This is a genomic window from Methylobacterium sp. SD274 (genome assembly GCF_017355285.1).
Lineage (GTDB): Bacteria > Pseudomonadota > Alphaproteobacteria > Rhizobiales > Beijerinckiaceae > Methylobacterium.
The window spans coordinates 12974-29070 of sequence record NZ_JADIJP010000039.1; the positions used below are offsets into that span (position 1 = coordinate 12974).

Here is a 16097-nt window from a genome sequence, read left to right on the forward strand (position 1 = left end):
AGGCGTAGCGTGGGGACGACATGAGAGGAGACCTCACAGTTTGCGTGACCGGGCCATGCGCATAAACTGAGCGTCGAAGGCGGCGGTGAAATATAGGGGATCGGCGCGCGCTGCCGTTTTGATGCGCCGCACCGCGTCGTCGCTTGGCTGTCCCCGGCCCGCCGCGGCGCAGGCGGCCGCGCACGGGGCGTCGAGGGTCTCGAGGTGGACCGGGTGAAACGCTTCCAGGAACTCGCGCGGCAACTCGCCCGCGTCCGCGGTTCGAAACATGCTGCCGCGCGGGCCATTCTCACTCACGCGGTCGCCGTGGCGTCGGATGTGGTCGCGCGCCGCCTCCAAAAGGCCCGGCCCGTGAGCCGCAGGTGGCGGGATCAGACCCGCAGCATAGAGGGGCCAGCCAAGAAGGGGTTCCGCGCGGGCGAGTCTCTCGGCTGCATGCCGGACCGCTGCCCGAGCCAGGGGAGCAGCGTCGGCGACCGCCCCCTGGAGCTGTGCAACGAGCTCGGCCTCCGCGACCGCCGACGCCTTCGCCCAGTCGGCGTGGCTCACCGTGGCCCAAGCGAACGGCAGCGCGTCGGCCAAGTCGAGCACGGCCGACCGCTCTGCCTCCCCTGCGTGAAGGGCGAGGCGCGCCAGCGCGCCGGGGAAGCGGGCGAGCAGTCTGAGGACATCGAGGGTCGCAGGCGGCAGCCCATTCAGGCCGGCTGCGAGTGTCGCAAGCCAGCCGACGTCCGACTGCGTCCCCGGTGCGCCGTCAGCCATCTCGGCGAGGCGGCTCTGCAGCCGCACTTCCCGGTACTCGGTATGCGCGATCATCACAGCCGCGAGCAGGCCCTCTGCTTCCGTCGAGCGATGGGGTCCGAGGCACACGATCGATGGGCGTGCGATTACTGCGTCCCCGCGCCGGAGATAGAGCAGCCAAATGCCGGCCAGCCCCTCGGCCAGGGGGGGCGCCCTCTGGTTGATCCGGTCGGCAGCCGTACTCGTACCAAGGGTGACCTCGACCGCGAGGTTGTCGAGGGAGCGCCCCACGAGGGGCAGGTCGGCGTCCCCTACCCATTCTGCCACATGCACAAGACAGCCGCCCCGCAGGACCAGAGACGTCTCGAACTGGCTCACTTGCCAGTGTTCGGCGCCGTCGTCGAAGGTGAGGTCCGCCACGACGTCGATGTCGGAGAAGGGTCGGAGAAGGGCCGCCAGATCGTCGGCGACGCCGCGTAGCGGCAGCTCCTCGTCGAACGTCCAGCGCGCCGCCCCACCACGCAGGGGGCGACGATCACGATCAAGAAGCATAGCTTGCAGGGTGCACACTCCGCGCCCGAAAGCCACACAATCGGCGAGATCGGAGAGGGATAGGCGGGCCGCAACAGCGGGGCGGGGGCCACCCCGAACGCAAGCGCCCGACCAACGGGCGATACCCGCCTCCAAGGGGAACGGTGCGCTCACGCGGAGGGGTTTGCCGCCCCCAAGGGCAAGGCCAAAGGTGGCGTTCCGACAGGGGCGACCTGTGAAGCGGGCGACGACATCGTCGCCGCGCAGCTCCAGGACCAAATCCGCATCCTGAGACGTAAGCCCAGCGGCGGTAAAGCCTTCCGGAGTATAGACTGCACCGGCACCGTCCCGCCGGCATGCGAGACGCGCGTCCGGAGACAGGAGCGCGACATGGCGGCGGTCGCGGATGTAGCCCGTCTCGGGATCGCGCCAGGCGATCACGATCCGGCCCATGCCGTATGGGCCCCGGCGCCATCCGCGCTCTCCCTCGGGGCGCCAGCGGATTTCCTCCGGACGCGCGGCCCGCACGTTCTGCCCCTCGCAGACCCGAACCGAGGGCGGTCCGGCGAAAAGCTCGACATCGGGCTCGGCGCTGACTAGCCCTCTCGGTTCGGGGCCGCAAAGGCTCAGCCGATCGCGCCGGGTCCCGCCCTGACCCGCAGCGACGCGGTACACGTCTCCATCGGGCGAGCGCAAGATGACGGCGCCCGTTACCCGCCACAGCTGCCGCCCATCCTCAGCAAGATCAGGGAGGGCGTCGCGGGTCGATGCCTCGCCGTGCGGGGAAATAGTCCAGGACTGCGGTACAACGAGGATTAGAGGCTCCGGTCTATACTGCCCCGATCCTTCGCCGATTAGGGTAAGGACGCCGTCGACGCCGTCTTCGGGGGCAAGGATCGCGAGGCGGCCGCGCACGGCTTCACCGCCGGGCCATGCCGTCGTCGCAACCGGTCGTCCATCGTCGCGCAACTCGACGCAGACTGGCACCGCAAAGGGCACGCCGCTCAGCAGCACATCTCGGCGCGAGGGGCGCACGCGCCAGCCGTCGTTTGGGTCGGTTGGCGGCTCGAAGATTGCTAATTCCCCGGCAGCGTACCGCGCAAAGGGACCGGTAGGGTGGGCGCGCAGTCGCTGCCGCTGCCCCAGCAGGGTCTGGCACACACCGCCATGGGCTACGCCATCCAGGGCCAACTTAAGAGCGGGTCGCCAGAGGCCGTCCCGCCGCCATAGGACCCGCTCGCAGCCGATCCGTCCGTCCCCTGCAGTATGAAGCGCCTCAGCTACCAGCAGCCCGTCAACCAGCCGCGCGGCCGCCTCGCTGCCAGCTCGAACCGGCAAGTCGTCGCGCCAGCCCGGCCGCATCGCGTCAAGCCAGGCGCTCGCCGGAACGCCTCGCGCCCGGGCGTCGGCCTCGACGTCCCTGCGCAGCCGCACGATGGTCGCCCCAAGATCGGCGGCGAGGGCAAAGAATACCTCTTGGCGGTATGCCCGCGGCGCGTGGTCCCCCTGCATCCGCGCGGCGGCAAGCGCAGTGTCCTCGTCGAGCGGGTCCACGCTCAACAGCGCGCCGACGACGCGCGTCAGGTAGCGCGGGGCCCAGGCTTCGGCGTGCTCGAGCACGCCGGCCGGGAAGCCCCCCTCGACGGCTAGGGTCATCAGCCACTGATGCAACGCCGCCTCACTCTTCTGGGGAGGACGACGCCAAGCCGAGAGGCCCTGACGAGTCAGGTGGCGCGCCGCGGTGCCGTCAAGGTGCACGCCAAGGGCAGCACCTAGGTCGTCCCAGCGCCGGATTCCGCCACGGTAATCCCGGTGAAACCAGTGGGCGGCCCACAACACGAAGAGCGCGCCGGTCTCCCGGTCAGCGTCGGCCAAGTTCGAGCGGGCACGCCTCCGGATCTCCTCGCCAATCGCCGCGTGCTCTCGGTCGTCGAGGCGGTAGCGGTGGAGCGGACGTCCGTCCGGCGAGCTGAGCCCGGCCCGCGTCAGGATGACGACCCATCGCTCGGGCAGGCACCCGCGCTGTCGGATAACGCCCGAATGAACCGGCGTGCGCGGCGGACACGCGCTACTTTGCGCCGCGCGATCCCGGAGCATGCGGCGCAGATTGGCAATTTTGATCCGCAGTCGGCGGGCTTCCGGCTCGGGGCGGTGTATTAGCAGGGAGTCTATTGTGGCTAGCGCGGCGGCGTCTCCAGCGCACGCCGTGATCCGGTCGGCGGTCTCCCGCAGCGTGTCCCCTGACATCTGTGCTGCCCTTAGTCATCGCGCTTAGGTTGCATCAAACTTGCCAGGCTATGAACTATAATGTCAAGCTTGAGGTCGAGAATATACTGTAGGGTAGGTGCAGGTGTTAGAGAGCCGACCACGCATGCCGGTGGTGTCGGCCTCCGGCTATAACGAGGTTCTCGCCAGCGAGGCGGGGGCACGGGTTTGCGCTGCTGCGTAAGCCCTCGTGGTCACCGACTTGCCACGCGCCCTGCGCCTCACCGTGGAGAAGGCCAGGGTATCTCAGGATAGGAAGTCGCGCAGCAGGTCCGCGGCAACGTAGAGCTTCTTGACCACCGGCACCTGGGCGAGGTTGGACGGGATTCAGAAGCCGTCGCCGTACCCGGTGGCGAAGGCTTAGAGGATGCCGAGCTCGAACAGTCTGCGTGTGACGGCGATGCTGGTCTCGGAGCCGAGGTTGATGCCAGCAACGCCCTCGCCGGAGGTGCCGCATCGATCAGGCGGAGCGCCTCGCAGCTGAGGCGTAAGGCAAGGCGCCTGCGACATCTGCCTCGTGTAGGACGGGGCAGATAAGAGCCGAGACGGGCCAGAATTTCTTTTCCTTTGCAACGCTTTTACTCTGAGAGTGAGGGTAGGCTTGCGACTATACGCGGTTTGTTTCGCGCGTTCGGTTCGTACTACCGCCGGCAGTGCGTGAGGATCTCGCACGATGCGCGCGTCTCGGCGGCTGCGAGCTGGACGAGGATCGAGGCAGTGATGTGGGCGTAGGGATCTGCTGACATGAACGTTAAGGAGCTCTCTGCGACTGCTCGTGGCGACCGGATCGAGGGGAGCTTTGCGGGTACGCCGGGAATGTGGACATCCTCTCCCGCGTGTGATCTCCCCGGTGCACCCGACCGGTTGGACGCTGAGCTACCATGGGACGCCTTGCCCTGAACTGGATCGGTCTCGCGCTGGCCATTGTTCTGTTAGCCATCAGCGGCACGCCGCTTTTGCCACGCGCGCGGCAGGCCGTCCTGCTACTGCAGGCGGCCGAGGAGCCGACAGCCCTCACGGCCCTGCAGCTGTCGGCCCTTCTCACCTCGGACCGGATCGCCGCGGAAATCGACGGGGCGGTCGCGGCCGGGGACGAGGAACTCGCCCGCAGCCTCCTCGCCGTCGCGGATGAGCATGGCGTGGAAGCGGCCCCGGATCGCCGAGCCGCCGTGACGGCTGTCGACGACGGATCGGCCTACAGGTCGCTCCGGGCCTTCACCCAGGGGGCTGTCTCCGGGCAGGCCGACGGGGCCGCGGCTCTCGCCGGTGTGCTGCTTGCGGATGCGAGCGGCGTCGGCGACCTCCGCGACATCCTGCGGGAGGGGGCCGCCTGCCTGCAGGATCAACCCTGTGACAGGATCATCCTCGGTCTCGCAAGCGTCGGCCTGGCAGCCACCGCCGCGACCTGGGCTGGTGGCGTCGGCGCACCCGCTCGAGGCGGCCTCACGCTTCTCAAGGCCACCCATCGGCTCGGCCGCCTGTCACGACCGCTGACAGAGTCCCTTACGCGCACGGTCCGCGCCAGTATCGACACGGAGGCGCTCCGCACCATGCTGCGCAGTGGTGCCCGGCTCGATTTGGCTGCCGTGCGCCTGGCCGCGGGGTCGGCCGTTCGTCCCGCTTCAGCCGGGCGTCTGCGCCGTCTTGGCTCGGAGATCCATGATCTCTACGGCCGCACCGGCTCGCGCGGCGTCATGGATGCGTTGAGCCTCGCCCACACACCCGAGGAGGTCGGGCGTGTCGCCAGCCTGGCACGGAGCATGGGTGCGCGCACGCGCGGCGTGCTCCGGCTCCTCGGCCGGGCTGTCCTTGGCCTTGGCGCGGCTGTTGCCGGTCTCACACAGACGTTGCTCGCCGCCTTCGTCTGGGTTCTTGGGTTGGCCTGCATCTGCGAGCGGCTTGGTCTCGTGATCGGGCGCACGTTGTGGTCCCGTCCGAAGCATCGGACGCCCTCGGCTCGTGTTACCGTCGCTGGCGCGCTCATGAAGCGCCTCGATCCACGACACCAACCGAATATTCCGCGGGCTTGACGGCTCCGCCCCAATGGCTGCGCCCGGACGACCAGAGCGGATCCTGAAGTGCTCCGGGACCATGTGTCCATCGTAAGAACCCGGATTGGAGAACGATCAGGTCGTGATCGCTCCTGATCCCTTCCCGCCACGCCTTGGTGGCTCAAAATCGGGGGCCGCCGCATCAAGACGGCGGATCTCGACATGCTCTTCCGCCGTGCATCCCGGTCGCAGGCGATGAGGGACCACCACTCCGTGGAGCTGTGCGCGCAGGTCGTCCCAGCGATCGTGCAGCACGCGCCAGTGGTGGGCATCATAGGTGCCCTCGAAAATCACTGGACGGATCTCGATGCGTGGAAGCGGACGCGTGCCTGCCTGGAGGGCCGCCTCCAGGCCCTGGGCCCAGTGGCTCCCGACACGGTCGACCCGACCGACCTGCTGCTCGACCACGCCGGGGTTCCACTCCGGGTGCATCAGGATCACGATCCGGCAGGACTGGTGCAGATTCAGGCCTTCGCGTCCGACGAGGGATTGCGCCACGAGGACCCGCGGGTTGCTCTCCGCCCGGTTGAAGGCGAGCTGAAGCGTGCGGCGTGTGGGAAGCGCCGTGGCGCCGTTCATCAGGCGTGCGAAGCGGCCGCGCTCGGTCCCGTACTCGTCACCGAGGCGCTCCGCGAGCGTGCGCCAGAGCGCACCGGCCTCCACCTGATCGAGCGCCCCGTCGTTGTCAGCATCACCCTCACCGCGCTCGCGCAGTGCCGACAGGAGCTGGAGAAAGGCTTCCGCGACCGCCTCGGCCGAGAAGGTTGCGATCTCGTGCGCGTCGGCCGCCTTGCGCACTGAGTGAAGATCGTGATCGAGAAGCTGGTCGATGGCCGCCGCCAGCACGGCCAAGTCCACGTCGCGCCCCGTCCGTGCCGTCTCGGCGAGAATCCGCGCGTCCCGCTCCGCCTCCGGAAGGCCGCTAAGGATGAGGTCGAATAGCGACGCCCGAAGCGCCGCACGCCGCCGCTCGATAACCTCATACTGTTGGGCCAGATGCGCATCTATGGCCGCCGGGTCGAACGACCCAGCGCGTCCGAGCTGCCGGTGGGCCACCGCGGCGGCGGCAATCTCGCGCTGGTCGATTCGACGCTGCGGCCATGGCGCCCCGGCGTCGATGGCGCGCAGCATCGCCCGGGCGTTGAGGAGCTCCACGAGGGCACGCATCGGGCCCGTGAAGCGGCCGAAGACCAATACCTTCTCGCCCTGCACATGGTAGGCCTCGATGGCGGTGATCGCCGCGAGGATCGCCGGATGCGCATGAAGGGCGCCATTCGCCCGCGCTGTGCGGTCGATGACGCGCTGCCACCAGGCTGCGCGTGCCACGCGCTTCTCCTCCCCCGGAGGCAACATGCCCTCCTCGCTCGGGGTAGCTAGCGCGGCTGACAGGAGGCCGGTGTCCGGATCTGGATCGCCGGGCTGGATCACTGCATCCTCGGCTGCCGCTGCTGAAGCGTCCAGTCGGGTCGCGATGCCGTGCCCGTTGGCGAAGGTGAGCCGGAGGCGCTTGGCGGCCGAATCGTCGCGCCCTCGAACGACGAAGGACAGGGCCTCGGCCGCGCACACGGCCTGCCGCCACCCCAGACCGAGATCGGCCGGTGTCACGGCGATCTCGTGCTGCCAGCGGTACGCGTCAGGATCGCCTGCCGCGGACGCCGTCGCGCGAAACAGGGCGACGGCGGCGTCTCCGCGCTTGTCGCGGCGCAAGACATACGGACGAAGAGCGGTCCCGAAGGCGTCCGCGGCCGCGGTGTAGGCCTCTCGCGCAGCCGCGCTGCTGCGCCACCCGAGGCGTACGCGCCGTGCGGCGGCGCCGTACTCATCGACGATCGACCCGATCTGTGCGCGTGACGCGACGTCAACCCCGATGCGGGCCAGGTTCTGATTCCAGTCGTCCGCGCCGAGCTCGACCGGCGTCGCCGTCAAGCAGAGGCGCCGTGCGGCCGCGGAGGTCAGCAGGGTGTTCGCTAAAAGGTTTGCAAGACCCGTGTCGTCACCCCGGCTCTTGTGCGCCTCGTCGATGATAATGAGGTCGAACGCACCGAACCCTAGCCCAACTGCGTTCTGGAGCAGATGGCGCGATGCGCTGCCCCGCTCGTAGCTCGCGCCCTGGTTGGCGGCTCGCCAGGCAGTCTCATTGCCGAGTGCGGCGAAACGGGTCCGGACGGCCACCTCAGGCGAAGCGGCGCAGAAGGCCAAGATTGAGCGGGCCGCTGCCTGTACCAAGAGGTTGGCACGCTCTGACATCGCCCTAAACCCGTGGGGATAAGTGCCGGTCGCGGCCTGCTGGGCCAATCCAGCGAGAAGCGGCAGGATCTCGAAGCGCCAGCGCTGCGTCGTCGCCCCGAGCCGCCAGGTGACGAAACCGTGCGAGATCAGCAGCACGCGCCGGTCGAACCACGGCTTCGCTTGAGCGGGATCGGACCAGGCGCCGAGAAAGCCCCGCAGGCTGCGCACGACATCGGGCACGTTCGGGATGCCGCCGTGGCGCAGCTCCTCCTGCCATTGGAAGCCCAGCGTCGGCGGGATCAGGATGGCAACGCGGCCACCGGCCTCAGTGACGGCCTGCGCGAGCGCGACGGCGATGCGCGTCTTGCCCATGCCGACCTCATCGGCGATCACGACGCCGTGCTCGGGCAGGCGCATGGCCAGGGCACGCAGGCTGGCGCGCTGCCCCTCGTTCAGTTGCGGACCCGGTGCATCCGCGAGGATCCCGAGGTTGTCGCCGACCCGGTGCCAGCCCGTGAACGTCATCTCAAGCCTCGAAGGTGGCGAACCCGGCAACCTGCCAGGCGGTTGCGGCGCGCTCGAGGGTGTCCTCGTAGAGCTGACCCTCCGGGCTTGCGGCGTCCCGCGCGAAGTCGGGCCGGAAGGGCGCGGCGCGGAGGGCGCTGAAGGGATCGAGGCCGAGCGTACGGAAGGCCTCGACGCCAGCATCCGCGCCGGCGAGCTCGAGGGTCTGGCCGAGCCGGACGCACCAGGCCGTCCAGTCTGCCGGGTGCAGCTCCGTCTGCCGGGCGGCGATCCGCTCGATCAGGGCCATGACCTGCCGGATCGGGTAGTCGCCGGGCGCCGAAGCCGCACCGCGCCGGCTCGCGTCACCCGATACGCTGTCGTCGTCCTCGCCGCCATCATCAGTCCCGGTCCCGTCGTCATCGTCCGCCGGAGGAGCGGGGAAGTCGATGAGGAGCCCCCAGACTTCGTCGAGGGCGACGGGCGCGAGGGCGGTCGCGCCGACGCGGCCCTGCCCGTCGATCACCGGCACCCGCTCGGAACGGGCCTGACCGTCCACCGTCCAGGTGAGCGTCACCTCCGGCGGGCAAGACCCCGGCCAGAGCACTGAGCGACCGTCGCCGATGCACACGGTCCCGGACGGGTCGAGCACCGTGACGGTGAGTGCTGTCTCGCCGGGTGGCCTGAGACGTCCGGTGCGATCGGATGCGGGCGTCCAGACCATATGGGATACCGGTGCGACGCAGTACCCCTCGGTCCGCTCGGGCATCTCGCCGCCCGGATCCACGTCCTCGGGGTCCAGCAGCGTTGCCGCCTCCCAACTGATGGGCAATGCCGCCTTCACCGGCACGCCGTTGGAGCCATCCTCCCAGATCAGCCCCTCGGGGGCCAAAACGATCCCGGCCTCGAGATTGCCGCCGGACGGACCGGCGCGCAGCAGACCCGGATGCGTGAGGTTGCCCGACCCAAGATAAAGCCAAGCGTTCCGGCAACGGGGCGAGCGTCTGTCGTACTGCGCGCCGAACAGGAACTTGGCATGCAGCTCTCGTGGCCGCCGGAACGGTCCCTGTCCGGGCTTGCGCACGATCCAGCCGGCGTCCGCGATCGCCGCCATCGCCCCCGCAACCGCCTGGCAGCCGCCCGGCTTAACGAAGAGATCGATGTCCCGCCTTGGCGCGAGGTGGCCGGCATCGGTAAGTGTCGCCACCACCTGGGCTGGAACCTGGGGAACGCCGTCACCTGCTCTGCCCTCGTAGAAGCCCGAGCCCATTGCAAGGTAGTTGCGCCGCGCTGGCGCGATCCGCTCGATGATCTGGGGCAGCAGAGCCTGTGTGCGGCTGTCGATGAAACGTGGCTGCACCTGCGTCGGTGCATTGGCCGCAGCCTCCACGCACCAGCGATCGAGGGCCGCCACGGCTTCCCGCGTGAGGCGGGAGGCTGCCTGGAGCGGCGCGGCATCGATCCGGTCGCGCAGGGCTTTGAGGAAATTCGACCCGGCTGCCAGATCGGCCAGGCGCTGCGCGGCAGCCGCTTGCCCGACCTCGTCGGAGCCGATCTCGATTTGGCAGGCGAGGTCCAGGCTCTCCTCCAGGGTCTCGCGTGTCCAGTTGCCGGAGGAGACGACGAGACGCAGCCGCCAGCCGTCGCGGCCTAGGGGACGGAACCCGAGCAGCGCCACCTTGGCATGCATCAGGCGATGGGCGCCGTTCGGTGGGAGCGGCAGGTGCAGCACGCCCGGTGCGTCGACGATCGAGACCCGGGGACTGCCGGGATCGAGGATCAGCCCCAGCGCAACTTCGCCCTCGGCGGCACGGCGCCGCTGCGTTCGCCGGGTGAAGCGTTCCGCGGCGGCGTCGAGGAAGAACGCGTCGGCGGAGTAGCCGCACAGCCAGCCGAAGCTGCCGATATGCCCGTCCGGCGCCTCGAACAGGTGTAGGAGGGCGGGGGGCTGGTCCGAGCCGAAGGTTCGGCGGTTGTCCATTACCTTAGGTCCCCTCGGCATCGCCAGGTGTTGCGCGCAGGTCGGGTGCCAGGGCGGCGAGGTTGCGGATGCGGCGCGAGATCCCATCCGGCAGTGGCGGGACCGTCTCCTCGGGCGCCTCCTCCGGTAGTTCGTCCTCCATCGCGTCCGCGGCGTCATCCGGGTCCGGTTCACGTAGGGGCCGCCCCCGGAAGGCGGGGCCCGCCAGGATGACGCCGTCGATGAGACGCAGGATGCGTCCGTCCCGGGCCACTAGCCGACCGACGAGGGGGGTGGCATCCGCCTCGATGCAGTCCGTGCAGAACCGTGTGGCGGCTTGCCCCGGCGAGGGGTCGTGCCCGGTGGCCAGGAAGGCCAGGGCCCGACTACGCAGCAGGTCGAGCGCGGGGGCCAGGGGAGCATCCACGGCATCGCCGAGGGCAAGTCTACGCAGGCCCGCCGCGCCCATGCGGGCCTCGATCCGGTCGAGCACAGAGCCGCCCAGTCCCTGTCCCGCTGCAGCCTCCATCACCCCAGTGAGTGCGGCCCCTGCGTGCATGTCGGCCCAGTGAGCCGGGTCGCTGATCTCCGCCGGCCGTGTGTCCCAGGAAGTGTGACCATACGGTCGGGCGCGAAGGCCCTCGACGAAGGCCAGGGCTTCGCGACGCCGCAAGCGCTCGGTGTCGGGACCGGACAGGAAGGCTTCCCGCAGGATCTCGCGTGCCCGTTCCGGCAGGGGCCGCGTCGGATCGAGCTCCTCAGCGATAGCCCTGCGGCGAACCGGTAATGGCCCCCCGCTCGCCCAAAGCTGAAGGGGAGTGCGGGCACGAGCGCATGTGACCTCAAGAAGGGCAAGGCCGCGTTCGGTAAGCGCGTAGCTGTTGAAGCGGCGGCTCGGTGCAGACACGAAGCCAAGCATTGGCAGTGCGTCGCGGGTACCGATACGCATCGGCTGGCTGACGTAGAAGGCCCGGCTGCTGGCATGCCGGAAGGTAGGATCTTCCCGCTTCACGTGCTGCTGCAGCTTGAGGTAACCCGGCAAGCGTTCATCGCGACTCCACCCGTTGCGGGAAAGGGTCAACCAGACCGCCAGAGCCTCCACGGCGTTGGCCGCTGCAATGTTCGCGGGGCCGCGGCCCTCACGACGCAGCGTCTCGGCCAGATGAATGCCGAGCAGCGCCAGGATTACCTGTCGGCCAAACCAGACGCCGCCGAGCCCCGGCACGGCGCGCTCGTTGAAGAAGCGGACAGTGGCACCCAGACCAAGGGCGCGCACACGGCGCGTCCCGCCCAGGCGATCGCCGCCGAGAAGCCCCCACTCCATCGAACGCTCATCCTCCGCCGCACAGGATGCAACGTGGGGCGCAACCTGAACGAGATCCAGTCTTGAAGGTGCAGAGAGTGGGCGCAGTAGCTAGATTTCGATGATAAGCCCGACAGAAGCAGCCGGTCAGCCTCGCTGGCCTCACTATGAGCAGCAGGTGGCCGCCTGCCCAGATGTGGACGGCTGAACCTCGGCCGGGAACCGCCTATACGCGGCAGCTTCGGACCCCTCCGTCGATGCCGTAGCAACTATCGCAGGCGCCTTCTTCGAGACCGGCCTGACGCTGCAGATGCGCGGCGCGGACGGCATCGAACGGCAGGCCGAAAAGCCAGGGAGCACACCACGACGTGACCACGTCATCGAGACCATTCCGGCGTATCACGAAACCAATCAGACGGCGGTGAGCGTCTCGAAGCTGAAGCCGCCCCGAGAGCGGACTTTCCCACAGCCTGCCTTGGATCAACAGATGCCGTTTATCAGAACGCATTTTTGGCTCCGCTATCGAGTAGAGCTTTCAAAAAAAATACACGGCCAGATTAGGTTGGAAGCAGAGAAGATAATCTTGGTTTTTTGTTCTCCCGAAATGACGTGGCCGGCTGCCTGCGCGCCGCCCTTTGAGATGAACTGATGAGAAGGGTGTCGGTTTATCCGACTCAAATCCCAGGAAGAACACACCAGGACGAATGCTCCAGCGCCGTCGCGCTCGAGCCGGAGTTCGGGTCCCTTCCGCTCCCTTCGAACTCAGGAAAACATCATGACCATCACCGTGCCTACCGGCGCGCATGCTTCCGCATGCCCACCAGCCTCGCAAGAGGGACTGGGAGCCTTGCTGGAGTTTCTGCCCCGCAGGGTCAAACCGGGCATCCGCGGCCTCCTCTCGGGGCTCAATCCTCTCCAGCCAAGTTGGGGCCATGTCTTCCTGCGCGAAGAATGGCTCACCGCGCTCGCAAAGGAATGGGGAATAGAGCCGGGCTTGATCCGACCGGGGGAACAAGTTCCCATCCGGATTGCCATCAAGCATGACGCGAAACTCGGATCCCGTCTCGTTATTTCCATCTGCGATAATCCCACCCCTGCTCAAGCTTCCGCAGACGCGGATCTGCGCAGGCGTTTGGAGGAAGAAGGTCTGTGGCGACCCGCACGGGCGCCCGAGAAGCTGCGCCAACTCTACGCCCTTACCCCCAAGGCCGGGACGGGCCATTGGGCGTCACTCGCGCCACGGCTCAGAGAGTTGGACGAGAACCGCATCGTCTTTCTGTCCGAGCGACCGGTCGACTTCAGCGATGTCGCGGATGTCCTCCTCGCACTGCAGGATGCCAAGGAGTTCGTGCACTGGACCGGTGCAGACGCCGTCCTCGTCGCCACGGGAGACCGCGGCGTCGGCTCCCGGATCTTCAACGACCCGGACGTGGTGGAAGCTGCCTGCTGTCTAGGAGCGACGCTGCTGACGCTTGCTGGTCCAGTGCCGACACTCATCGACGATCTCGCCTGGCGTTCGGTCAGTCTCCCTGCCGAAATGCAGGGCACGATCGAGGCGATCTTACGCGGGGAACTCGACCGAGCCGATCGGTCCCGCCTCGACCGTATCGAGAAGGTTCTTTCCGATCGACCCGACAACGAAAGTAACGGGTTCACGGACGTACCGTTCTGAGGCGCCGCTACGCCCCGGATGCCCATTGGGCATCCGGGCACAAGCTGGGACGGTGCATTGCCGTCCCGGTCCGCGCTTCTCGTAAGGGCGGTCGTCGCGCACTCGGTCCACGTTCGTGACCCTGCCAATGGCTCTCACCCTCCTGCCAAAGCCTGGGCCGCTGCGCGACGTCGCCTAGCCCAGGCTCCCAGCACCGGCATCGCTCGGTCTCAACGTTCGACGTCCAAGACGTCGGGGCATGGACTGGGCATGCAGCCCCCCTCCCCTCACCGACCCTTCCATCAATCCTTCACCCAGGAACCCATCATGCGCCATCACAGAATCCGTGGCTGGAGCGCTCCGCTCCTGGCTCCCTCGCCGCCTCATCCTGTCCCACAGGACGACAGTAGCCAGCCGTCCACGAGTAATCGTCCCATCCCGACAAACACCACCGTCAATCCCCTACAGAATCTCATCGCCTCGCTACGACAACAGGTGAAAGGCGATCATGTCGTGAGTGCCAGCGTGCTCAGCGTCGAAGCGACATCACGGGATGGCTTCGTGCTTCTCCTCGGAGAGGCTGAGGCTGCAAGCCGAAGTGAGCCGCCGCGGCTTGAGGCTCACCTCGGTGAGAACGAGCGGACAGCGATCGAGGCCGAGCTCGGCAGGCCCTTCGATCCTCTCTCTCTGATCAATCGTAGAATCGAGGTGGCGATACGATGCTCGCTTCGGCAACGCTTCAGTCGAGGCGCTACGGTGCAGGCCAAGGTCATCGGTCTTTACGCGATCGGCGAAATCCCAATCGAACTGGAGATCCAACGTGAAGAGATGCTGCGATTGCTTCAAATGGATGGAGTACGGTTCGGGCCTTCGACCTGGAAGGACCCGGAGGAGCCTTATCACGTCGCGATCATCGCATCGGAGGTCGGTGACGCCCTGCGCGACGTGGAGCATGTGCTGAAGCCCCTCGAGGCTTTAAGACTGATTGCACTCCACCGGATCAGGGCTAGCTTCGAAGGACCGAGCGCAGAGAGCTCTTTGATCGAGGCCATGGCCAAGGCTGAAGCGCTGCATGCCGAACACGGGTTGTCCGCCACCCTCATCGTCCGAGGTGGAGGTCCAGCCTCGTCCTTCTCACCGCTCAATGCGTGGGCAACGGCCGCGGCGGCGCGGCGCCTTCCGAACCTGGTCGTCGGCCTCGGCCACGCCGCAACGCCGCGCACGGTTCTCGATGAGGTGGCCGGACGGTCCGTACCAACGCCCACCGCGGCAGCCATGCTGATTCGGGATCTCATGCGCCGAACGGCCATCCGTGCCGACCAAGCGCTTACGGCCCTGACCGAGGCCATCCGCGACGATGTCGCGGCGGACGCCAGCATAAGGTTGTCACGCGCCATGATGGGGTTTGAAGAAGCGGCTCGTCTTTGCGTAACGAATGCTGAGCAGCAGCTTATCAAGGTCGGTCTGACGATCGAGCGCAGCCTGCTCACCTCGATCGCGGCTCATGCCGAGACAGCTGCGAGAGAGGAAACCGTAGACGGAGATAAGGGCGACGCCGAGCGTCTTGCCGACTTCGACGTTGCTCACGATCCGGTCGTAGAGGCTGGCCTGGCAATGGTGATTGAAGCTGAGACCGGCTTCGTGATGACCAAGGCCGCGGACGCCCGTCTCGCCAACCGCCTCATCCTCCAATTTCCAGATGGCGTCGTCGGCGTCTGGAATCACCCTACGCCGATCACAACCCACTGACCCCATTATAAAAAGGAATCCTAGACATGAACGATACGACAGACACACCTATCCCTTTCCTCGAGGCCCTTCACCAGATCGAGGCTTTGACCCTACGCATTCGCCAGGAGAGGCTTGCGGCCTTCGAAACGGTTGAAGAGACCTACGTCGAAGTGCAGCGATTGCGCACTGTGCTCATCGCGCGGGTGGCTGCTCTTCGGTCAATGGCTGGCTAAAAGCCACATAATTTTTATCAATCCCGAAGTGGTCAGTTGTTTGTCCGCTTCGGGAGGGCTCTAAAAAATACTTGTCTCGCATCTGAACCCATAGCGCTCTGTACGCACGAGTATTAATACAAACCCCTATAATTTCTTATAATAATTGTGTTGTCTTGAAGTATTTAGGCGTAGATTTTGCATGTATTACAAATAAAAAATGTCGCAAGCGATGGGAAGTTTTGCATATTTCATGTGTAGGCGTGCGTGAAAGCCGCCCAATAACGGCTTCAGCGAAATTATAAGCTACAAATGGAAGCGGAGGATTTCCATAGTGATCCCGCGCTTATCAGCGCGGCACCCCCACAATATCCCCACAGGAACAGTGGGATATAAGAAGAACAAACGGTCTCAAAGGTCGTCCGTCACGCTAAATTCACTCAGTTTTTTCGTAAAGTAGGGCCGCTCATAACGGTCTGGTTGCAGGTTCGAGTCCTGCCGGGCCCACCACTCACTCTCCGCGAACGACGGGAATGCACGTTTCGCGGGAGATGCGCGCAGTCTCAATGACTTAGCGAAAAGCTGCCGTTTTGAGGCCTCTTCTCCGGGGCGGTCCTGCGACCCGGATTCTTGGCGATTTAGGGCGGTTTCTCGCCTGCCGCCGGTGCAGCATCCGCAACATTTCTACTCGCCGTGCCGGAGACCGGTTCGCAGGCCGGCGGAGCCGTGGTTCGTTGGCGGCCGTGCACTGGCGTGTGAGCGATTACCGCCACTTCGGACTGGACTTGCGGTGCGAACGGAGCGGAACTGTCAGCGTCCTTGAGGCCGCCGGCGCGGTGCGCCCTCGTCCCCCCTGCCGATCCCTCGTGATCCGCGGGGTTGCGCTTGTGGCAGCAGACCCGCTGCCCAACCCTCGCAA

The 16097-nt window shown here is 66.8% G+C and carries 9 protein-coding genes; 5 read left to right on the forward strand and 4 right to left on the reverse strand.

Translation table 11 applies throughout. The features are described from left to right. Positions 1-33: 33 nt before the first annotated feature. Positions 34-3369: an STY4851/ECs_5259 family protein gene (locus IPV08_RS22300; protein WP_207413808.1), complete on the reverse strand. Its 3336-nt coding sequence runs from the start codon at positions 3367-3369 to the stop codon at positions 34-36. Between the two features lie 1049 nt (positions 3370-4418). Here IPV08_RS22300 and IPV08_RS22305 point away from each other — a divergent pair. After that, complete coding sequence (locus IPV08_RS22305; protein WP_207413810.1) at positions 4419-5567, forward strand: hypothetical protein; 1149 nt, start codon at positions 4419-4421, stop codon at positions 5565-5567. Positions 5568-5663: 96 nt separating this feature from the next. On the opposite strand, the gene IPV08_RS22310 is transcribed toward IPV08_RS22305, so the two are convergent. From IPV08_RS22310 to IPV08_RS22320, 3 genes are read right to left on the reverse strand one after another with little or no spacing between them, the layout of a single operon-like run. Then, complete coding sequence (locus IPV08_RS22310; RefSeq protein ID WP_207413812.1) at positions 5664-8342, reverse strand: helicase-related protein; 2679 nt, start codon at positions 8340-8342, stop codon at positions 5664-5666. Position 8343: 1 nt separating this feature from the next. Beyond that, a complete protein-coding gene (locus tag IPV08_RS22315; RefSeq protein ID WP_207413814.1) occupies positions 8344-10302 on the reverse strand; it encodes a hypothetical protein in 1959 nt (652 codons plus the stop codon). Between the two features lie 4 nt (positions 10303-10306). Continuing rightward, positions 10307-11605, reverse strand: a complete 1299-nt coding sequence (locus IPV08_RS22320; protein ID WP_207413816.1) for a hypothetical protein — start codon at positions 11603-11605, stop codon at positions 10307-10309. A gap of 289 nt (positions 11606-11894) precedes the next feature. Here IPV08_RS22320 and IPV08_RS22325 point away from each other — a divergent pair, with 289 nt between their 5' ends. The 4 genes from IPV08_RS22325 (at position 11895) to IPV08_RS22340 (ending at position 15199) form a co-directional block, all read left to right on the forward strand. Continuing rightward, positions 11895-12233 carry a hypothetical protein gene (locus IPV08_RS22325; RefSeq protein ID WP_207413818.1) on the forward strand — a complete coding sequence of 113 codons (339 nt, stop codon included), beginning with the start codon at positions 11895-11897 and terminating at the stop codon, positions 12231-12233. Positions 12234-12359: 126 nt separating this feature from the next. Continuing rightward, positions 12360-13256: a hypothetical protein gene (locus IPV08_RS22330; RefSeq protein ID WP_207413820.1), complete on the forward strand. Its 897-nt coding sequence runs from the start codon at positions 12360-12362 to the stop codon at positions 13254-13256. Between the two features lie 492 nt (positions 13257-13748). Continuing rightward, on the forward strand, positions 13749-14984 hold the full coding sequence (locus tag IPV08_RS22335; protein WP_207413822.1) for an exodeoxyribonuclease VII large subunit: 1236 nt from the start codon (positions 13749-13751) through the stop codon (positions 14982-14984). A 26-nt stretch (positions 14985-15010) separates the two neighbouring features. Continuing rightward, positions 15011-15199 (forward strand): hypothetical protein, encoded by a 189-nt coding sequence (locus IPV08_RS22340; protein ID WP_207413824.1) that lies wholly within the window; start codon positions 15011-15013, stop codon positions 15197-15199. Positions 15200-16097 lie beyond the last annotated feature (898 nt).